General features: G+C 67.6%; 18 protein-coding genes and 1 pseudogene. 8 read left to right on the top strand and 11 right to left on the bottom strand.

Annotated elements, in window-relative coordinates; genetic code table 11:
- The 4 genes from AB0O34_RS31835 to fxlM all read right to left on the bottom strand — a co-directional run.
- The coding region (locus AB0O34_RS31835) for a lanthionine synthetase C family protein (RefSeq protein WP_363921780.1) at positions 1-901 on the bottom strand (901 nt) is incomplete at its 3' end.
- Positions 898-3993 carry a lantibiotic dehydratase gene (locus AB0O34_RS31830; RefSeq protein WP_363921778.1) on the bottom strand — a complete coding sequence of 1032 codons (3096 nt, stop codon included), beginning with the start codon at positions 3991-3993 and terminating at the stop codon, positions 898-900. The genes AB0O34_RS31835 and AB0O34_RS31830, both read right to left, overlap by 4 nt.
- 87 nt (positions 3994-4080) lie before the next feature.
- Positions 4081-4242 carry an FxLD family lanthipeptide gene (locus AB0O34_RS31825; protein WP_363921776.1) on the bottom strand — a complete coding sequence of 54 codons (162 nt, stop codon included), beginning with the start codon at positions 4240-4242 and terminating at the stop codon, positions 4081-4083.
- 5 nt (positions 4243-4247) lie between these two features.
- Entirely contained in the window at positions 4248-5498 is a 1251-nt protein-coding gene (gene fxlM / locus AB0O34_RS31820) for a methyltransferase, FxLD system (protein WP_363921774.1), read from the bottom strand.
- A 276-nt stretch (positions 5499-5774) separates the two neighbouring features.
- Here fxlM and AB0O34_RS31815 point away from each other — a divergent pair, with 276 nt between their 5' ends.
- Both AB0O34_RS31815 and AB0O34_RS31810 read left to right on the top strand, forming a co-directional pair.
- Complete coding sequence (locus AB0O34_RS31815) at positions 5775-7148, top strand: hypothetical protein (protein WP_363921772.1); 1374 nt, start codon at positions 5775-5777, stop codon at positions 7146-7148.
- Positions 7145-7654 carry a GNAT family N-acetyltransferase gene (locus AB0O34_RS31810; RefSeq protein ID WP_363921770.1) on the top strand — a complete coding sequence of 170 codons (510 nt, stop codon included), beginning with the start codon at positions 7145-7147 and terminating at the stop codon, positions 7652-7654. The genes AB0O34_RS31815 and AB0O34_RS31810 overlap by 4 nt, the downstream gene beginning before the upstream one ends.
- Here AB0O34_RS31810 and AB0O34_RS31805 read toward each other — a convergent pair.
- Positions 7620-8639, bottom strand: a complete 1020-nt coding sequence (locus AB0O34_RS31805) for an NAD-dependent epimerase/dehydratase family protein (RefSeq protein ID WP_363921768.1) — start codon at positions 8637-8639, stop codon at positions 7620-7622. The genes AB0O34_RS31810 and AB0O34_RS31805 overlap by 35 nt on opposite strands.
- A gap of 365 nt (positions 8640-9004) precedes the next feature.
- Here AB0O34_RS31805 and AB0O34_RS31800 point away from each other — a divergent pair, with 365 nt between their 5' ends.
- Positions 9005-9148, top strand: coding sequence for an ASCH domain-containing protein (locus tag AB0O34_RS31800; RefSeq protein ID WP_363921766.1), 144 nt, complete (start codon positions 9005-9007; stop codon positions 9146-9148).
- On the opposite strand, the gene AB0O34_RS31795 is transcribed toward AB0O34_RS31800, so the two are convergent.
- The 4 genes and pseudogenes from AB0O34_RS31795 to AB0O34_RS31780 form a co-directional block, all read right to left on the bottom strand.
- Positions 9122-9694, bottom strand: coding sequence for a DUF5753 domain-containing protein (locus AB0O34_RS31795; protein WP_363921784.1), 573 nt, complete (start codon positions 9692-9694; stop codon positions 9122-9124). The genes AB0O34_RS31800 and AB0O34_RS31795 overlap by 27 nt on opposite strands.
- 120 nt (positions 9695-9814) lie before the next feature.
- Positions 9815-9967 (bottom strand): annotated as a pseudogene (locus tag AB0O34_RS31790) (helix-turn-helix transcriptional regulator); the annotation flags it as partial.
- Between the two features lie 39 nt (positions 9968-10006).
- Positions 10007-10549: a DUF6879 family protein gene (locus AB0O34_RS31785; RefSeq protein WP_363921764.1), complete on the bottom strand. Its 543-nt coding sequence runs from the start codon at positions 10547-10549 to the stop codon at positions 10007-10009.
- Complete coding sequence (locus AB0O34_RS31780; protein WP_363921762.1) at positions 10518-10895, bottom strand: hypothetical protein; 378 nt, start codon at positions 10893-10895, stop codon at positions 10518-10520. Before AB0O34_RS31780 ends, AB0O34_RS31785 begins: the two co-directional genes overlap by 32 nt.
- 367 nt (positions 10896-11262) lie before the next feature.
- On the opposite strand from AB0O34_RS31780, the gene tgmA reads away from it, so the two are divergent.
- Genes tgmA through tgmC form a run of 3 tightly spaced genes read left to right on the top strand, consistent with a single transcriptional unit; the run spans position 11263 to position 13618 of the window.
- Positions 11263-11526: a putative ATP-grasp-modified RiPP gene (gene tgmA, locus AB0O34_RS31775; RefSeq protein WP_363921760.1), complete on the top strand. Its 264-nt coding sequence runs from the start codon at positions 11263-11265 to the stop codon at positions 11524-11526.
- An 11-nt stretch (positions 11527-11537) separates the two neighbouring features.
- On the top strand, positions 11538-12473 hold the full coding sequence (tgmB, locus tag AB0O34_RS31770) for an ATP-grasp ribosomal peptide maturase (protein WP_363921758.1): 936 nt from the start codon (positions 11538-11540) through the stop codon (positions 12471-12473).
- The gene (gene tgmC, locus AB0O34_RS31765) at positions 12470-13618 is read left to right on the top strand and encodes an ATP-grasp peptide maturase system methyltransferase (RefSeq protein ID WP_363921756.1); all 1149 of its coding nucleotides are present in this window, start codon (positions 12470-12472) and stop codon (positions 13616-13618) included. The genes tgmB and tgmC overlap by 4 nt, the downstream gene beginning before the upstream one ends.
- 418 nt (positions 13619-14036) lie before the next feature.
- On the opposite strand, the gene AB0O34_RS31760 is transcribed toward tgmC, so the two are convergent.
- On the bottom strand, positions 14037-15080 hold the full coding sequence (locus AB0O34_RS31760) for an NAD(P)-dependent alcohol dehydrogenase (protein WP_363921754.1): 1044 nt from the start codon (positions 15078-15080) through the stop codon (positions 14037-14039).
- A 933-nt stretch (positions 15081-16013) separates the two neighbouring features.
- Between AB0O34_RS31760 and AB0O34_RS31755 the strand changes: the two genes are divergently transcribed.
- A complete protein-coding gene (locus tag AB0O34_RS31755) occupies positions 16014-16520 on the top strand; it encodes a CocE/NonD family hydrolase C-terminal non-catalytic domain-containing protein (protein ID WP_363921782.1) in 507 nt (168 codons plus the stop codon).
- A gap of 370 nt (positions 16521-16890) precedes the next feature.
- Positions 16891-17694, top strand: a complete 804-nt coding sequence (locus tag AB0O34_RS31750) for an NPP1 family protein (protein WP_363921752.1) — start codon at positions 16891-16893, stop codon at positions 17692-17694.
- A gap of 409 nt (positions 17695-18103) precedes the next feature.
- Here the strand turns inward: AB0O34_RS31750 and AB0O34_RS31745 are convergent, their stop codons facing one another.
- On the bottom strand, positions 18104-19000 hold the full coding sequence (locus AB0O34_RS31745; protein WP_363921750.1) for a hypothetical protein: 897 nt from the start codon (positions 18998-19000) through the stop codon (positions 18104-18106).
- Positions 19001-19292: the final 292 nt, after the last annotated feature.

Here is a 19292-nt window from a genome sequence, read left to right as displayed (position 1 = left end):
ATACGCCCCTGGACTGCGAAAACTCATTATTTAGTTCAGTTAACTTGTAGCACCAGCTCGGCCGCAGCGGCCCCTGCTGGTCGGGTCGGCCGGTGCGCAGCTCGTCACGGGTGATCCATTGCGGCCACCAGGGGCCGGATTCGGCCTCTTGCCGCCAGCCGTCCAGCCAGGCGCAGATAGTGCTTATGGCATCGAGGTGCCCATCCGCAGTGATTCCTCTGCGCAGGGCTTGGGCCAGCAGCGCGAGCGGTCCGGTGATGCCGTGTGCGATGCCGAGGTTCGCGTGCCCGCCGGGGAAGTCGTCGGACTGCCTGACGTAAGGATCGTGGAAGACCCACCAGCCGGGCAAGGTCTCGCCGTCGATGCGCAGCGGCTTGGTGAGGCCGACCAGGTAGGACAGGATCCGTCCCAGGGCGTCGCTACCAGGGGCGTGCTGGAGGAGGTGTGCGCCGATTCCGGTCAGGCCGTGGAGCAGGTCGTATTCGGCGAAGGCCGGGGCGTCGCCGCGGTCGATGCGGGCCTGGGCGAGGTCGACCCGACGATGGGTGAGCGCGGTGACGTAGGTGTCGATGGCGGTTAGGGCTTCCCCGTAGCGCGCGGCCCCGTCGGCCCCGGCCGCGTGGAGGATGAAGGAGATCGCGGGGGCGCCGAAGTGAAGCCCGGTGTCGTTGGCCGCGCTGATCTCGGTGCCGGCCGCCGCCGTCACCCAGGAGTGCGCGGTACGCCAGCTGCCCGCGCTGGCGTGGGCGCGTTCGATGTGGAGCAGTGCGATACCAGCGGCGCCCGTGGCCAGCGACTGGGCACGCCAGCGCTGATCGGCAGGGTTCGGTTCGGGCGACATCAGTCGCTGAGCGAGCGCCTCTGTCGCGGTGGTGGGGGCAGAACGGATGGGCGCGCTCATCGCTGTGACCTCTGGTCGTGAGCGGCTTGGCGCAGGGCTACGGCGCGGGCCAGGCGGTGGGTGAGGTGTTCGCGGTCCGGGTCGACGCCGATGGCGCGGACGTGGTGCATGTGGAGCAGAGACCGGAGCACGGGGCGGGGATCTCGCTGCTGGCCGAGCTGGTCACGGTAGGCGGTAAGCGTCGTCCGTCGTCGCTCCCATGTCTCTACTACGCTCTGGCCGCCGGGCAGGGCACGCAGCGTCGCCCAGTCGTCGCCGGGGTCGGCCAGCCGCAGCGTCTCCTCCCTCAGGGACCGGTCCACCGTGCCTGGCTTCTGGGGGAGGCGGTCGATCAGCCAGTGAAGGCCCTCACCGGGCGTTTCGGCGTAGGAGATGGCGAGGTCGACCAGGCCGGCCGCGGTAACCGCATCGGGGGACGTACCAGTACGGGCCGTCAGCTTGATCTGCGCGAGGGCGGCGGCCGAGTCTGCGGCGAAGGCCTCATGCGCCGAGGCCAACGTCGTACCGTGACCGTAGCGTCCGGCTTCGGGCTGGTAGGTGGCGAGCTGCAGTTGCGGCACCAGGCCCAGGCCGCGTAGGTCGGCGGCCCACGCGCCGACCCGCGCGGCGGCCTCCCCGTACAGGGCGGACGAGGGCAGGGGCAGGTACAGGCCCAAGTGCTGCTCGAGGTCAGGGCGGGTCATCTCGCGGTGGCGTCGGAACCACCACAGCGGTGGGTCGTCCCAGCCGTCGAGGAGACGAGGCAGGTGATCCGTAAGGATCTCGTCCTGGCGGTCCGGATGCCCATGGATCTGTGCGTACAGCCATGGGGAGCAGCCAGGTAAGTGCCCCCCATCGAGCGGGAACCGCCTCCTAGGCGGTCGCTCGGCGGTCCGGGGCCGGGCCAGACGCAGGGCGATGAGGAGTTCGTGGGCGCGCCCCAGCCAGGCCAGGTCGGCGGGAGCGGGTGACTCGCGTAGCTCGACTTGGTGAGCGCGGTCGAGACGGGCGCGTAGTAATGCCCGGTGCAGGGGTCGCCCGAGGTCGAGGGGCAGTCGCTGGTCGCTCTCGCACAGTACGACGGCCGCCGGGACGCGCAGCCGGCGACGCCAGGCATCGAGCGCGCTCTCCCAGTCGGGCAGTGCGGCGTTGTGCGCGGGCAGATCAGTGACCCGCAGGAGCCAGCGGGCCGAGGAGAGAACGGTCCGGCCGTAGCGAAGGCGTGGCAGGTAGGGCAGGCGTGTCGCGGCCCCCCAGTCGAAGGCCTTGTAGACGGCGCACCGCGCGGTGGTGACCTCGGCGAGGAAGCGGGCGAGCGGCGGAGTGAGACTCCCGGCCTCCAGCGCATGCAGGACCCTTGGCTCGACGCGCCTGCCGGTCGACAGCTGCACCAGGTACAACTGGCGGGCATCGGCGCTGACCGCGAGATCGCGTAACTCGATCAGGCCACCATGGGGGGCACGGTGCTCGGACAGGGAGATCGTCTGGGCCAGCAGTTGTGGCGTGCGCGCCACGTTCTCGCTGCGCCGACGACGCGGCGGGAACGACAACTGCGCCGCGACCGCGTTGGAGTCGTCGGTACTCAGCACGCCGTAGGCATCGGCCAGGCCCTGGTGTTCCGCCTCAGGTAGCAGGTCCGCGAACCGCCCGGCCATGCTGCTTCCCGGGCGCGGAACTCCGGTGACGAGGAGACCGAATGCCCCGTGCCGCATGGCTTCAGGCGACGCGGCGTGGATCTGGAAGGCCAGCTCGGCTCGGGGCGGCAGGAGCATCTCGGCGGGGTCGCCGACCGTCAGCGTGCGGATCAGGGACTCGGTCAGCACGATCTCCTCACCGCCGTCGATCACAGTCTGCTGGACCAGGGCGAGCAGGGTCTCGTCACGTTCGGTCAGCGTGCGCGCGGAGCTCCCCAGCGCCGAGCCCAGGTAGCCGGCGGGTACTCCCAATCCGGTGTCGGCCTGCACCAGTTCCTGGACCGGAACGACGGCCCCCGTGCCGTAACGCTGACGGAACCGGACGTGGAAGTCCTTCCACCGGGGATACCCAAATGGATACGGCGTCAGGCGCAACAGCGCGGAGGCGGCGGCCTCCGCCTCACGGATCACCGCCTCTGGCACGGTGATCTCACAGTCCAGGCCCAGGTCGACGACCAGCGGTTGCGCCGTGGTGTCGCAAATCGCTCTCATTCGGTCGGCCACTGTCGTCCTGATCGCCTGACCGGTGGCGGGGGACGTACTGCAGTTATGGCGTGACAGCTCGTCGTGTATCGCACGAAGTTCGGCCACCAGACCAGCCAGATCGGGCAGTTCGTCGGCACTGGCCACCTCAAGCTGCGCGCGGACGTGCCCCAGAGCATCAGGGACGCTCATCGGCGCTTGGAGGCTGGTGAGCAGGATGCGCTGGCTGACGAGTTCGGTCAGCATCTCGCTGATCTGCTCGGGTGCCGTGGACGGGTAATCTGCCGCCAGCCACTTGGCCAGATCACCGAACCGGACGGGCTCTCGGGCGATCTCCATCGTGGCGCGCACTGGCTGGGTATGGCGGACGGACACCTCCAAGGGGGCGAACCCCCCGGGATGGCTGTAGGGCGGCTGACCGGGAACCACGAGCCGTTCACCGCGTACGAACGCCGAGCCGTTCGCGATCACTGGCAGTCGCGCCAGCAGGCCGGGGTGCCGCTCCAGGCGGTTGACGACTTCGCCGACCCACTCGGCATCCGCCCGGGCCGCCGTCCGGTGGCCCTCTCCCCAGCGCACGACCGGCTTGCCGCCCACCCGGACGGCAGCCACCCCCGCGAACAGACCGAACGGGGTAGCTCTGCCCTGCCAGCGCAGCAGGTACGACGCCAACGAGAGGACGAGGCGGCGGACCTGGCGGGCATCCGGCTGGTGACCGGCCAACGCCTTCTGGATCTGTTCGAACAGGACCGGGCTGGCGACCTCCACGGCCCGTTGGACCTCTTGTCGCGGCCACACCTCTGCCAACCACATGGACCCCTGTTTCACCACGGCGTCGGACAGGTCTGGGCCTTCGGCGGGCAATGCCAGCCCGCCGGGGTAGGTCGTGGCGCGAACCAGGAGCACCCCGGCGTACCGGTAAAGCAGTCTGTCCACCGCCGCCATCCGCCCTTCCTTTCCTTCGATGCCATGCAGAGGGCTGCCGGTGCGCTGGTCCCGGCGCACCGGCAGCGGCTTTCTTCGTCAGGCGGGGTCGCCCAACGCGGACGTGCAGGCGGTGCCCGAGCACGTAGAGCCGCAGTTGTCGCTGGTGTCGCGTAGCAGTCCGGGGACCGGCAGGCCGGCCTCGACCACGCGAACGTCGAGCGTGAACTCCCGGTCGAGCATTGTGGCGCTCTTCGCCATCTGGATCACTCCTTCTCGGTGGGGTTGTGTGGGACGCCCTGGCCTGCTGCAGGCCAGGAGATGATGACGCGGACATGCCGCTTGGTGATGACGAATCCGTCGGGAAGTTGCTCGTCGGGGGTGTCGGCCGGGTAGGCGGCGATGCGCGGGCCGGGTCCGCCGCGGTGGTCGTGGTCCCAGACACGTATCTGCTGAGCCAGGGCCTCGGCGAGCGCGGCGGCGTCCGGCCCGAAGGCATGCGCGCCGAACTCGACCGTGGCCTCGTCCACCGGCCGCAGGGCGAGGTAGGCGAAGCTGCCGGCGTCGACCACGGCGGGGCTGGCGATGCGGTTGACCGGGGCGACCAGACCGGTGTCGAGGGTGCCGTCCACCGTGATCAGGCAGAACCCTTCCAGAGCGGTCGCCAGCCATAGCTGAAGCGTGTCGAACGGCTCCATACGGCCGACCGTCACCCCCGACCATGCCTCCACCCGCGTGGTGTCGAGCGCACCCTTTAGCAGGTCGGCGTCGACTGGCCACGCGTCGTCGAACCGCAGGCCGATCTCCTTGCCACGCAGCAGCAGTAGGCGTTCGGCATGTGCTCCGGCTCCCTGCATCTTGACGAAGCCGCAGATCTTCGCCGATCGGCTGACCAGGTGGTCTCCCGCCCGTACGAAGGTGATCGAGCGGGTCAGGCCCCGCATGCGCAATGGGACGGTGATGGTCCCGCCGTCGGCGAGCTGGTGCACCCAGGCTGGGGGGATGTCCCATGAGCCAGCGGTCACGATCAGCCTGTCGTACGGGGCGTGCTCGGCGCACCCGTCCTCGCCGTCCGCCAGCACGACGTTCACCCGCGTGTACCCGGCCTCGGTCAGGCACAGGCGGGCGCGGTCGATCACATCCAGGTCGATGTCGACGGTCGTGACCTCGCCGTCCTCACCGACCAGCTCTGCCATCAAGGCGGCGTTGTAACCGCCTGACCCGATCTCCAGGCACCGCATGCCCGGGTGGAGCGCCGCCTGCTCCAGCATCATGGCCTGGATCTGCGGCGCCGATACCGAGCTGATGGTGATGCCGGGCTCGTCCCGCTTGGTGACCACGATGTCCTGGGCGTACGCCTCCTCCAGCGCCGCCTCGGGAGCGAAGAGGTGCCGGGGCACCGTACGGAACGCTGCCTCGATCTGCTTCGACACGATCAGCCCCTCGGCCACGAGCTCGTCCGCGAGCCTCCCTCGCAGCTCATCGGCACGGGTTGAGTCGGCGGTCACTTCAGTCACGCGATGTCCCTTCTCGCAATGCATGTAGTGGTACCTGGCTTACTTCGCCTGGGGTGGCCTTCGGGACGGCTTTCGTACCACCGGCGTATACCTGGACGTCCCCCAGTTGACCAACGCGGCGGAGGTAAGTGAACCGCTACGTAGCGTGAAGGTCGTGAACCTTGTTACCACCGCGTGAAGGTTGTGAAGGTTGGCTGGCGCGTCTCTCCAAGGGATTCACACACGGTAGACGTAGCGCTACCGTCGCTGGCAGGCAGGGAGACACGGGTGGCATATATGCCGACAGTTCTGGGAGAGATTCTGGGGCGCGCGGAGATGAATCCGCGCCAGCTCGCCGCGTCGATCAACGCATGGTTGGAGAGCCGCGGACTCGGCTCCCGGCGGATCGATCCCACCGCCCCATATGCCTGGGTGAGGCACGGCTACAAGCCCTATGACCCCATCCCAGCGGTTGCCGCCGCGGTGCTGTCGGAACATCTCGGTTACGCCGTCCGCGTCGAGCAGCTCTGGCCAGCGCGCCACCGTGGGGGCCTGCCCGCGGCCATCGACCTCGGTACGGGCACTAGCGTCGACGATATTGTCCAATCCCTGAGCGAGCTGACAACGCTCAGCACGGGTAAGCAGTCCGACGTCGCCGCCGTCTCCGGTCCTGACCTGGCAGCGGCCGTCCTTGACGGGCTGCAGGCGACCTTGAGCTGGACACGTCGCAATATGGGCCAGGAGCGCATCCTTCCCGCCCAGGTGCAGTTGATCGGCGCCCACGTGGCGGCACTACGCAAACTCGATGACCGCCATGGCGGCGGCGCCCTCAGCCTGAGGTACGTCACCAGTGAGTTGCGCAACGTCTTGGACCTGGTCGGGTCCTCCGACTACGAACCCACCGTCGGGCGAGAGCTGATGACCATCGTCGGAGACCTGGCTCAACTCGTCGGCTGGGTCCACTTCGACGCCCACCGCTACGGCGCGGCCGAGCGGTACATGCTGCTCAGCGAGAGAGTCGTCCGTGCCCTAGACGATCTCGGCCGCGCCACCAATGCCATCGGCATGCTCTCTTACATCTCCGCATTCGCCGGACACGGCCAAGAGGCGGTGCATATCGCACAGGCCGCCGAGCGGTGCTGCCCAGACGACCTCGTCCTTCGAGCCCGCGTCACCGGCCGCATCGCCACGGCCGCAGCCGCCGCCGGTGACCTTTCCGGGTTTCGACACGCCTCAGAGAAGGCCAGGGAGCTACTGGACTCGGCCAGCGACGCACCAGCCTATTTGTACTACCTGGAGCCCGAGCAGCTCATCGCCGAAGCGGGTCAGGCGCTCGTCGTCTTGGGCGAGCACATGACGGTGTACCGCAAGCCCTTGTTGAAGGAGGCGATCAGCCTGCTCGCCCCCGTCTCGGCGCCCGGTGCCCGGCCGCACTACCCGCGCTCGGCTCTGCTGCATGGCGCTTTTCTCACCAAGGCATATCTTTTGAATGGCGAACTGGAAGCAGCCGTCGACGCGGCGCGCGCGACGATCACCCGGCTCAGCGACGTCCAGTCCTTGCGCGGAATCACCTACCTGCGGCAACTGCGGCCTGCCTTCGCCCGGCGCAGCCGCTCCCCAGTAGTCTCAGAGTTCCTCCCCGACTTCGATAGGGCACTTTCGCAGGCATGACCAGCACCACCAAAGCACTAGAACCAGGGCTTGTCGTCGAGTCGCGTCCCTACGACCATCCGGATGCCTCGCGGCTGGTGCGCGCGCTGTTTGATGACCAGACCAGCCGCTATGGCTACGCCGATCCTTTCGAGGCCGACCCCGCCGCCTACGCCCCACCCAGCGGTCTGTTCCTCGTCGGGTACCTCGACGAGATCGCCGTGGTCTGCGGCGGCTACCGCACCTTCGATGCCCGCACCGCCACAGTCGAGATCAAGAAGATGTACACCACCCCCGATCTGCGTGGCCACGGCCTTGGACAGCGCATCTTGACCGAACTTGAACGCGCCGCCGTGCTAGGCGGGGCCCGGCGCGCCATCTTGGAGACCGGCGTCCGCAATATCGCTGCCCTGACCCTGTACACCGGGGTCGGCTACCAGCCGACCGGACGCTACGTCGAAGGCCGTGACCCGGCTATCAACCGGGCGTTCGTCAAAGAGCTGTCCGGCCGACTCGCCACTCGCTGAGCAGGCGCGCCTCCCGCTCGGGGCTCAGCCCATGCTGCGCCAGTCGCTCGTGCCTGACTGCGGTCCCGCCCGCTTCCATCCATTCCCATGTGGCAGCCACCGTTTCGCGTAATGGCCGGCAGACGAAGCCTTCCGCTTGGGCCTTGTACGCGCTCATCTGCCACGCCGTTGGCAGGGTCCGCCAAATGGGGATCTCGGTCCACTCGCTCACCCCACGCCCGGCTAGCCACCACTCGTCCACCCATATGATCTTCGCCGCCGATCCGGTGACGTCCTGGCAGGCCTGAAGCATCCCGCCGTAGGTATCCCTGCCTGGCGGTGCGGCGAGGTTGTAGACCCCTACCGCGTTCTTCTCGATCATGCCGAGGGTGAAGCGGGCGACATCGCGCACATCGACCGGTTGGATGCTTCTACTTGCCGGAGCCGGGGCCAGGACATGCCCGCCTCGCCTGATTCGCCGCAGCCACCACGGCAGTCGCCCCACATACTCACCCGGCCCCAAGATGACGTGCGGCCGGATGAACAGCGCACGGTCAGCGAACTCTCGCCGGACCGCCAGCTCGCACCCCGCCTTTAGCGGGCCGTAGGCATCTGGATCCCATGAACGGCTGCCGGGATCCAGATCAGGGTCGCCGTCCCACAGCGGGGAGGACTCATCCACCGGCTTGTGGGGCCAGTGGCGGTAGACCGAGATCGTAGACATGTAGACATAGCGCGGAGCGCTGTCGGCTACTGCTCGCGCCACGTTGCGCACCAAGGCGGGCACGGCGCCCGCGACATCGAGAACGACGTCCCATGGGCCTTGCGCAGACAGGTCTTTCAGGTCCTTCGGCCGTTCCCAATCTCCGCGAATGAGCCGAACTCCGGGGGCAGTCGTCCCACTGAGGCCGCGGTTGAAGACCGTGACCTCCCATCCGCGCCGCGCAGCATCCGCCACGACAGCTCTGCCGACAAACCAGGAGCCACCCACGACCAGCAACCGCACCACAGCATCATCCCGCCAGCGCTGAAGGATGGCGAGCGACTGCCCTTAGGACTCGTCCGGTCGCGCCACTCATCGTGGTGCCTGACCACACGGTGGGTTGCCGACTCGCCGGACACCCAATGGTGCCCACGCTAGCCTCGGCACCATTGGGTCGGCATGATCACCGCGATGGCCGCTGTCCTCACCACCTGCGATACAGATATCCCGCCGACCCCTCCATGAGTGGGTAACGTCACCGCCTGGGACGGTGACGTCGGCTCCTACGTTGACGTGCTCGTATGGCTGGTCGGCCAGATGCTCGCCGACCCAAGCACTTCTACCGTAGCTACATCAGAACTCGACCGAACATGCCTAGGAGGCCCGCGATGACCACGGGTGTGCGCGCCCGCGAGATGAACCTCTACCGCCGCTACTTCGATCTGGTCGCCGCCGGCCGCAAGACCATCGAGGTCCGCGTCCAATACCCGAACTTGCGCACGCTGTCACCTGTCCAAGGCGGCGATGGCTGAGGCGATCAACGTTCGTGCTGGCGCGCCGTACGCTGCCAGCTCAGCGAGCTCGGTGAATGCCTTGGCGTACAGGGCGACCTCACGTGGTTGGGTCACGGTCAGTTCCGCGGACAGGGTCTCCACCAGGACCCGTTCGTCATCGAAGATCCAGAATCCGTTGGTGGGCCACATGGCACGGTCACGGATCGGGATGATCCCCAGGATGATGTTGGAGCGGGACGCCACGGTGAGCAAGCGACCGAGTTGGCCGGCCATCACTTCGGCGTCGCCGATCCGGGTCCGTAACGCCGCTTCCTCCAGGATGACCATGCAGCGGCGGCCACTGGAGTCAAGGACCTTCTGCCGCTGCAGCCGGGCCTCTACCGCCTGGGCGCTGTCGTCGGGGATCTCCCGGAACGCGACGACGGCGCGCATGAGAGCAAGTGCGTACTCAGCCGTTTGGAACAGACCGGGGATCAGCGACGGCTCGTAGATGCGGAAGCAGGCAGTCCGTTCGTACAGCGGAACCGCGGCTTGCTGGAGTCGCTGCAGGCCGGTGCGCTGCATTCGCCGCCATTCGACGTACATCTCGTCGATGGTGCGTAGCGATGAGACCAGGTCACCGGCCTGGTCATCGGCTCCGCAGTGTCGGCACCAGGTGCTGATGTCGTTCTCAGACGGTGTCTGGCGGCCGTGCTCGATCCTCGAAACCTTCGAGGAGTGCCATCCCGCCAGGTCGCCGAGATCCCGCCCGGTAAGCCGCGCGACGAGGCGGATCTCGCGCAGGCGGGCACCCAGGGCCTGTTTGGCCTGAACGACGGCGTGTGACGGTGATGGCATAAGTGCTGCTTACCGGGGGGCACGGACAGGGACAGGGGATCAGGCGGGCGTGTAGTCGCCGTGGTCGATACCGGCCGCCCACACCGCGTCGAACGCCGCCGCGCACAATTTCACCACGTCGGGCTCTTCGCACCACTCCACTCCAGCCCAGTCGCCGTCCCCGGTGAAGTGGTTGAACTGCACCCGGTCTCCGTCCAGTAACCAGAAGTCGTTGCCGGGCAGTGCGATCCCGGACGCCAGGCGGCGAGGAAGCCATCGTCCCTGTTCGCCCGCCATGAGGTTGGTGAAGGAGATGTCGTACTCGAAGCGGATGTACTCGGTCACCGGCTCTGACACGATCCGGGCCCGCTTGACCTCCACACCTCTACCGGTCGTTTCCCGCATCAGGCTCAGCCACGGCCGCCACCACGACGCCTCGTCGGCTGGGTCGTAGCGGTGGCCCGCCTTCCATGCCGAGAACATAGGGTCCTCGGCGGATACGGCGTACAGGTCACGCATCTCCAGATGGACCGCCGACCGCTCGCAGGAACGGAACAGCGCGGTCCACTGGTCAAACGTCGGCGCTTCGGCGCTCCAGGCCACTGGTCACCTCCAGCGCGGTCTTCGGGATCTCGATCACTGTCTCATGGCTGGGCATGTCCAACTGGGCGAGCACGGCCGGGTTGGTGATGAGCGGCCCCCGGAACACGTACGTTTCATCGCGATCAAGCACCAGGGGCGAACCCGTAGGGACGGCCACGCCCTCCGGCAGGAACGTCATCAGCTCCTTCGGCACTTCGACGAGGGTCTCGTGGTCGGCGAGGGCGAACTCGCCGAGCACGGTCGGATCGGTAACGATCCAGCCTTGGAGCACGTATTTGTCGCCGTCGTCGAACAGCGTCGGCGAACCGCCGTCAATGGTGTCCTTGCCGAGGAAACGTAGCGCCATGGGGCTTCTCCTCCGATCGGGGAGCGGATGACTACGCCACCAAGTTTGTGTGCTGTGCGTTACCGCCTCAAGGAGTTTGCGCGAGTTTGCACGGCGTGCTGTGGCCGTTGCCCGCCTCGCGGGCTGTTCCGCAAAGACGCTCAAACTTGTTGAGCCGCAGGTAGGGGCCTTCCTATCGTCAGGGCAGGCGCTCCCGTCCCTCCGCCTGTCCGGGCGCTTTGCACTTCACTGCCTGTAACGTGCCTCATTTCGATGAATGCCTGCTCGGCAACAACGGCCGCCGTTACTACGAAATCTGAGGGAGCGCGTGGTTCGGGCGAATGCGAAACCCCCAACTCCTGGGACGCACCGGAGAAAGGAAACAGCCATGAACAACCTGTCCAGGCAACCGTGGGGCCTCACCCGATCGGCCCCGTTCGCGTCTCCGACCGCCGCGCCGTACAGCGTAGAACTCGACCCGCTCACCCAGACCGGGCTATACCGCGACACGACGACCGGCCGGCTCGTCGAGGCCGGCAAGCACGGCACCAACAAGCAGACCAGCAAAACGCAGCGGACGGGCGGCAGCGGCGATGGGAAGGACCCTCAGCCTTCGGACCAGACCACGGTCACCGACTACGACAACGACTGACGGCCGTTCCTGTGATCCTGGTACTCACCTGCCTGGACGATCCGACAGCGGACATGGTCATCAAGCACCTGAACGAGCGTGAAGCACACGTTGCGCGGTTCGATCCTGGCGCCGACTTCCCCACCGACGCCGAGCTGTCGGCATGGTTCGGAGAAGTCGTCCCGCGCGGTGTCCTGACCACACGATCACGCCGGATCGTCCTGGAGCAGGTGCGGGCCGTTTACTACCGGCGGCCGACGCCTTACCTGCCCGACCGCCCGTCGCAGGTCGAGCGGTTCGTCGGGACACAGTCCCGCTTCGGGGTCGGCGGAATCCTCGCGGCCCTGCCGTGCTCATACGTCAGCCATCCGTGGGCGGTTACGGCGGCCGAGCACAAGCCGCTCCAGCTCGCCACCGCGCGCCGGATCGGATTCGAGGTCCCCGCAACTCTGATCACCAACCGGCTGGACGACGCCCGCGTGTTCGCCGCCGAGCACGGTCCCATCGTGTACAAGCCACTGCGAGCCACCCCATACACCGGTCCCAACGGGGAGCCCACCACCATCTGGACGGCTAAGGTCCAGTCCGATGACCTGGACGACAGCATCGGTGGCGCCGCGCACCTGTTCCAGACCCGTGTCGACAAGACAGCCGACCTTCGGGTGACCGTTGTGGGGGAGCGGGTGTTCTGTGTCCGGATCGATTCCGACCTGCTCGACTGGCGGCGGGACTACGACCGGCTCTCGTACAGGGTGATCGAGCCTCCTCCCGGTGTCGCTGAGGGTTGTCTCGCCTACGTCGGCGCACTTGGCCTGCGCTTCGGCGCATTTGATTTCGCGCTCACCGGGGACGGTGTTCCGGTATTTCTGGAGTGCAATCCCAACGGGCAGTGGGCCTGGTTGGAAGATGCCACCGGGTTGCCCATCGCCGCTGCCATCGCCGATCTGCTCCTGGAGGAGCCGACGTGACTGTTCATGAAGCCGTACGGCTGCGCCGTGCTCTCGCCGACCAGCTCGCCCGGGATGGATCCCTGCGTGGCCCGGGCTGGCGGGAGGCGGTCGAGTCCGTGGCGCGGGAACGCTTTCTCGGTTCGGCGATCGCCGGGGCCACCGAGTACGGCGACCGGTGGAAGGTGATCCACCGCGATGAGGTCGCCGAAGACGAGTGGCTGGAGCTGGCGTACCGGAACGAGACCTGGGTGACGCAGGTCGACGGGAAGTCGGTCGAGGGTGCGCGCGGCACCGTTTCGGGAATGCCCACGTCGTCGTCGACGCTGCCCGGCCTGGTGGTGCTGATGCTGGAGGCCGCGCGGATCTCCGACGGAGACAAGGTGCTGGAGGTCGGCACGGGCACCGGATACTCCACCGCGCTGATGTGTCATCGGCTCGGCGACAGGGCGGTGACCTCGGTCGAGTACGACCCGGCCGTGGCAGACCGGGCTCGCGACGCGCTCACCGCGACCGGGTACACGCCCACGCTCGTGACCGGTGATGGTCTTGCGGGTTATGACAAGAACGCCGAGTACGACCGGCTGATCGCCACCTGCTCGGTGCGCTACGTTCCGATGCCGTGGATGTGGCAGGTTCGCGATGGTGGCACGATCACCGCTCCGCTGACCGGGTGGATGCGCGGGGCCGCGTTCGCGCATCTCACGCTCGGTGGCGACGGTACGGCGAGCGGGCGGTTCCTTGAGGACGACATCTACTTCATGACCGCTCGCCCCCATGGGCCGCCGCCGGTGGCCTCTCCCTACCTCGCGAGCGGGGAGTTGAGGGAGAGCCGGGTGGATCCGCAAGTGCTGGACATTCCGGCCGGGCTGTTCGTGGCACAGCTCGCCGCGCCGTCGGCGATGCGGCTGGGCGGTGGTGACGAGGTCATCCTGTGGGATGTGGCCACTGGTTCGCAGGCCGTCACCGGCCCCGATCCGGCTGGCGGGTGGACGGTCCGCCAGCGCGGGGCGCTGCGGCTGTGGGACGCGGTTGAGGAGGCCATCCTGGTCTGGCAGAACGCGGGGTCCCCGCACCAGTCCGCGTACGGGCTCACCGTCACCGGGGACCGTCAGTACGTATGGCTGGGCGAACCCGACGGACCGAGCTGGGACCTGCCTGTCTGAGCGAGGTGAGAAAAATCCGGTGCCCGGAGCAGGCTGACGCCGACTGAAGGCACGTCAGCTGCGTTCTGTGGGCGCACGCTGGGCACCGGCCTGAGTCGTGGCTCGACCTCCTCATGCCTGATGACAGTTAACCGGTATCGGTGGTGCGGGACGCCCTGACCCGCCGAGGGAAGCCCCTCCACAGGCCAGGGAATCATGGCCTAGATCTGTGGCGCCGAGACTGAGCTGGTGGTGACGCCGGGCTCGTCCCGCTTGGTGACGACGATGTCCTGGCTGGACTCGCTGCTCGTTACGAGAGCTGAAGCAGGAGGGGCCCGTACGGGGGAGCCCGGGTGGCGCCTCGTACGGGGTGCCAGGACGACGCGGAGGCGGCGATCTTCTCAGCGCCGGCGATCGGCGGGGGGAGCCGGACCGCGGTTCAGCTCAGCGTGGAGATGTCGATCACGAACCGGTACCGCACGTCGGAGGCCAGCACGCGCTCGTACGCCTCGTTGATCTTGCTGGCTGGGATGACCTCGATCTCGGCGCCGAGGTGGTGCTCGGCGCAGAAGTCGAGCATTTCCTGGGTTTCGCGGATGCCACCGATCAGCGAACCGGCGAACGACCGGCGGCCCCCGATTAGTGAGAACACGTTGAGCGACAGCGGTTCCGCGGGAGCGCCGACGTTCACCATCGCGCCGTCCACGGTGAGGAGCGACAGGTAGGCGTCGAGATCGATCTGCGCGCTGACGGTGTTCACGATGAGGTCGAAGGAACCGGCGAGCTTGTCGAAAGTCGTCGGGTCACCCGTGGCGTAGTAGTGGTCCGCGCCCAGGCGCAGGCCGTCGTCCTGCTTCTTCAGCGACTGCGACAGCACGGTGACCTCGGAGCCCATCGCGTGCGCCAGCTTGACGGCCATGTGGCCGAGCCCGCCGAGGCCGACGATTGCCACCTTCTTGCCGGGACCGGCGCCCCAGTGGTTCAGCGGCGAGTACGTCGTGATGCCGGCGCACAGCAGCGGTGCGGCGGCGTCGAGCTCGATGCCCTCGGGGATGTTGAGTACGAAGTCCTCGGTCACGACGACGTGGGTGGAGTAACCGCCGTGGGTGAGCCGGCCGTCTTCGCCGATGCCGCCGTAGGTGGCGGTCATTCCCGCGAGGCAGTACTGCTCCTCGCCCTTGCGGCAGTTGACGCACTCGCCGCAGGAGTCGACCATGCAGCCGACGCCGACGCGGTCGCCCACGGCGTGCTTGGTGACCTCGGAGCCCACCTCGGCGACGATTCCGGCGATCTCGTGGCCGGGGACGACGGGGTAGCTCGCCGGGCCCCACTCACCGCGGACGTGGTGGATGTCGGAGTGGCAGATACCGGCGTACTTGATCTCGATGAGGACGTCGTGCGGGCCGACGTCACGCCGGTCGATGGTGGTCGGCGTGAGCGGTTCGCTCGCGGACGTGGCGGCGTACGCGTTAACGGTAAGCACGATTCTCCAAGTATCCGTATTTGTTCTCGGGAAGCACGTGGTCGTTGGACCGAGTGGTCGTCGAAGTGGTGCCAGGACGCCGCCGAACCGGCGGCAGGTGTTGGGCACACCTGTAGCCGTATCGGCGTGCTGGGGGGCTGCGTTCGGGGGTGTGACAAGCCCTCACGCGCCTGCCACACGGTCACGACCTCAGATTTCAGGGTACGACATGTCAGCAGCGAAGGGGGGCGCCACCCCGGCCGCGCCAGTGCGAGGACCGCGACCGCACTGCTGACGCAGGCCGTTTTTCGCCCCCGCCGCGAGTTCCGCGGTGCGCTGCGTCACGGTCTGGCCGACGGTCACGCCGGCGTCCCGTCGACGACCCCGAGGGCCCAGGTGGCCGCGAAGAGCCTGTCGAAAACACCATGATCGAGACGAAATCGAGACAAAGTAGACATCGTACGACATCGGCGAACGTAGATCCTTCTCGGGACGCCTTTCCGGTCTCTTGACCTGCGAGGCGGTGTTTTTCCGCTTCTGAGCTGATCGTTCGGAAAGGTTTGCCGATGTCTTTGCCGCGCCAGGGGATGGGCCATGTGGCCCCAACCGCTTTCCGCAGTCCGGGATCAGTACGCCGCGGCGCCGCGGCTCTGGGTCTCGCCGCCACCATGACCCTCGCCGGGGTGGCCACGACCTCGGCCAGCGCCGACGCTGCGGCCCCCGTCGGGCCGGTCATCCAGGACGGCATGGCCCAGCCGGTGTTCTCGTCCAACCGCAACGACTGGATCCGCGAGGAGGTGTGGATCGAGGCCCCGGTCGACAGTGACGGCGACGGACGGAACGACCGGGTGCACGCCGAGGTCACCCGGCTCAAGGAGACCGAGACGGCCGGCCTGAAGTCGCCCGTCGTGTACGAGGTCAGCCCCTGGTGTCCTCACTGGCGACAAGACCCGGCTGGGCAAGCCGGTGACCGAGACGATCGTCGACGACGCGTCCAAGCGGGCGCAGACTCTCGCCGACGCCGTGACGTCTCCGAACCGCCTTGCCTACAAGTCTGGGGCGCTGACCGGTGCGGTCCGGCTCAGTGGCACGCCGCAGGTGTCACTGCGGATGAGCTACGACCGGCCGGCCGCGAACGTCACGGCGCTGCTCGTCGACTACGACCAGAACGGCAAGGCGAAGATCGTCACCCGGGGCTGGGTGGATCCGCAGAACCGCAAGTCGATCTCGAAGACCGAGCCGGTCAAGCCGGGCAGCCCGTACCGCCTCGACTTCGACATGCAGCCGCATGACTACGTGTTCCAGGCGGGACACCGCATCGCCATCGTGCTGCTGTCGAGCGACTACGAGTACACCATCCGGCCCACCCCCGGCACGACGCTGTACCTCGACACGACAAAGAGCACGGTCGTGCTGCCGCTCGTCGGCGGAGCGGCGGCGTTCACCGCGGCGAACGGCTGACCATCCCGGCCGGCTGAGCGGGCCGCCAAGCGGCGGCCCGCTCACCCTACGGGGCCGGCCGATGCGGCGCCTCGACCCCCCGGACCCGCTGCAGGGGCTCCTCCGGGAGGTAGTTCATGAGGTTCGCTCGGGGGGTCGGCTTCTGGTCGTCGTCGATACATGTCGGTGTCATCTGGTTTGGGGACCTTGATCATGCGTCGGTCTCGTGGTGCCGTGAAAGTGCGGGGCGTGCTCACATCGGCGCGGAAACGCCGCCGATCGTATCCATGCCGACGCGACGCAGGTCATGGAGCCAGTCCTTCGAGAAAGCGGAAGAATGCGAAAACTGTCGTCATTCACGTCGACCGCCAGGGCATCGAAGTCAGCGACTGTGTCAGAAAGGAGCACGTCGTCCCCGACGTTCTTCAAGCGCAAGCGTTACCGGCTCGGGTTCGTGCTCGGCACCACCGCTCTCGGGGTCGTGATCCCCGCGTCGGCGGCCTACGCCGATCCGCCGCACAACCTTCCCCAGTCGGCCGGAGGGTACGAGGCGTCGTTCTCGCCGGCCTACGACTACGACGGCGACGGCTGCTACGCCACCCCCGCCATCGGGCCGGACGGGACCCTCGCCCCGGGGCTGAACCCGACCGGCGCGGTCAACGGCAACTGCCGTGACCAGTCGGACCTGGACAACTCGCAGACCTACGCCCGGTCCAAATGCAACAACGGCTGGTGCGCCGTCGTGTACGCCAGCTACTTCGAGAAGGACCAGGCGCTGCCCGGCAGCAGCCTCGGCGGCCACCGTCACGACTGGGAGCACGTCATCTCCTGGGTCAACCAGGCGTCCAACCAGGTGGAGTACGTGTCGACCACGCAGCACAGCAGCGTGGTGACTTACACGCGCTCGCAGGTGCGCTTCGACGGGTCGCATCCCAAGGTCGTCTATCACAAGGACGGGGCGTCCACGCACTTCTTCCGGCTCGCCAACGGCAATGACGATCCGCCGGAGAACCACTACCACAACTGGCGCTACCCCCCGCTCGTGGACTGGAACGGCTGGCCCAGCACCTCGCTGCGCGACAGGCTGATGAGCGCGAACTTCGGCTCCGCGACCATCAAGATCAATGACGGGAGGTTCGGGGACCTGCTCTCGAGCGCCAAGCCAAGCGGCGTCCCCTTCGACCCCCGGGCCTGACAGACAGGTTCCGACTCCTAGTGGCCCGTATGGTGACGGGGCTCAGCCGCGAGCACCTGCGGCGGATCCTCCGCGCGCGCGGGGCGCTCAGTCCGTGGCGGGAAGATCCGCCCTTTGATCCCCAGTGTCCAGGTCCGCTGTTCGGACGGGCGTTCTCCGTACTCGTCGAGGAAGCCGAGCGCCGCGCGGCCACGCTCCGGCAGGGCCTTCACCGGCCGATCAACGGCAGTCGGCCAGTGCTGGCTATCGCTTCTTCGCCTATGGATGCCTGTCACTAACCATCTCGTGCCGGTGCCGGTGCCGGTGGCAGGAGCAGGGGGAAGCCCGGCGCCAGCGCATAGAAGCCGGGCTTCCGTTATCGCTCAAGCCGAGCGGCTGCGAACTCGAATCGATGACGTACCTGGCCTGGTCAACCGATGGAGAACGTGGAGTCGATGAAGGAACTGGGCTGGGGGAGAGGGCCGGTCAAGAATGAGGGCATGGCCACCAGGGCAGCACGCGGCGCGGAGACGTTCCGCTTGAAGGGCCGAGGAAGGTCGCGGCTGGTGTACTGAGTGAAGATGCTCGCCTCATACCCGCGGGCGATCTGCCAGGCGGTGTCGAGAGTAAGGGCCTTTCCCAGGTCGTTAAGTACGAGTTCCCAGGTGATCTTCGTGGCGGCGACCGGCGTGAGGGACCGCTTGCCGGTCAGGGAGCGGAAAGTCGGGGACGCGTCGTACAACTGCCGGAAGGTGATCACTCCGCGATAGCGGGTCGCCTTCTTCCTGACGCCGTACGTGGACGGCTTCTTGCTGGTTGCCGTGGTGAGCAGCGCTTTGAGAGTGCTGGGCTCGAAGACGTTGATGATCTGGTCGCCGTACAGCGCCGAGCCGCCGTCGCTCTTGCCCGCCAGGGCCCACGTCTTCCCGTCCGGCAGAACGGGCTGGTAGAGCGGGCCGGAGCGGTAGAGCATGCCGTTCACGCTGATGGAGCGGTTCGCGCCGATCTCGGCGTTCACCTTGTCGGCGTCCCAGGGTCCGTCGTTCAAGTGATCGCGCATCAGATGGTTGATCGAGAAGGTCCGGGTGATGTCGGCAGCACCGACGCCGGAGCCGCCGAGTTTGAACACGCCCCGACGGATCGCCCCCCACGCGCCCCACTTCCTGTGGCCCAGGCTGCCACCCTCAACCACCTGCACCGCCTCGTGGCTGGCGATCTGGGCCTTCAGGGCACTGACGGGATCCACCGCGAGCTGCGCGTTCGCAGGTGTAGCCAGCAGGGTCGTGGACGCTAGTGCGACCGCCAACAGGACGATCGAGCGCTTCATTATGGGCACCCCTCGGTTCGGGATCATGGACGAATGCGGCCATTGTCCCGGAGAGGGAGGGGTGGGTGGCACGGGACTGCCGTGCCCTGCACTGCTCATGTGAGGATGAACTGTCTCATGCGCCCACTACGGCTGACCGGGCGTTTGCGCCCGTGCCGGGCGCCGGCTGGTCGACCAGCACCGTGGCGTGGCCGGCGCGAGCTCGGCGCGCGTGACAGGGACGAGGTGCTGCTCGCCCTAGTGGCCCGTCACGCAACCTTGGTCGGGTAACTGGTCCAGCTTCGAATGGGTG

Origin of the sequence: Sphaerisporangium sp. NPDC088356 (assembly GCF_040685555.1) — a bacterium.
In the GTDB taxonomy this organism is placed as follows: domain Bacteria; phylum Actinomycetota; class Actinomycetes; order Streptosporangiales; family Streptosporangiaceae; genus Sphaerisporangium.
This window is presented reverse-complemented; position numbering and strand designations above follow the sequence as displayed.

Coding starts and splice junctions, on each gene's coding strand:
- tgmA (WP_363921760.1), top strand. CDS start 11,263: ATGAACAACCTGTCCAGGCAACCGTGGGGCCTCACCCGATCGGCCCCG.
- AB0O34_RS31810 (WP_363921770.1), top strand. CDS start 7,145: ATGACCAGCACCACCAAAGCACTAGAACCAGGGCTTGTCGTCGAGTCG.
- AB0O34_RS31825 (WP_363921776.1), bottom strand. CDS start 4,242: ATGGCGAAGAGCGCCACAATGCTCGACCGGGAGTTCACGCTCGACGTT.
- AB0O34_RS31815 (WP_363921772.1), top strand. CDS start 5,775: ATGCCGACAGTTCTGGGAGAGATTCTGGGGCGCGCGGAGATGAATCCG.
- AB0O34_RS31780 (WP_363921762.1), bottom strand. CDS start 10,895: ATGGCGCTACGTTTCCTCGGCAAGGACACCATTGACGGCGGTTCGCCG.
- AB0O34_RS31795 (WP_363921784.1), bottom strand. CDS start 9,694: ATGCAGCGCACCGGCCTGCAGCGACTCCAGCAAGCCGCGGTTCCGCTG.
- AB0O34_RS31800 (WP_363921766.1), top strand. CDS start 9,005: ATGACCACGGGTGTGCGCGCCCGCGAGATGAACCTCTACCGCCGCTAC.
- AB0O34_RS31745 (WP_363921750.1), bottom strand. CDS start 19,000: ATGAAGCGCTCGATCGTCCTGTTGGCGGTCGCACTAGCGTCCACGACC.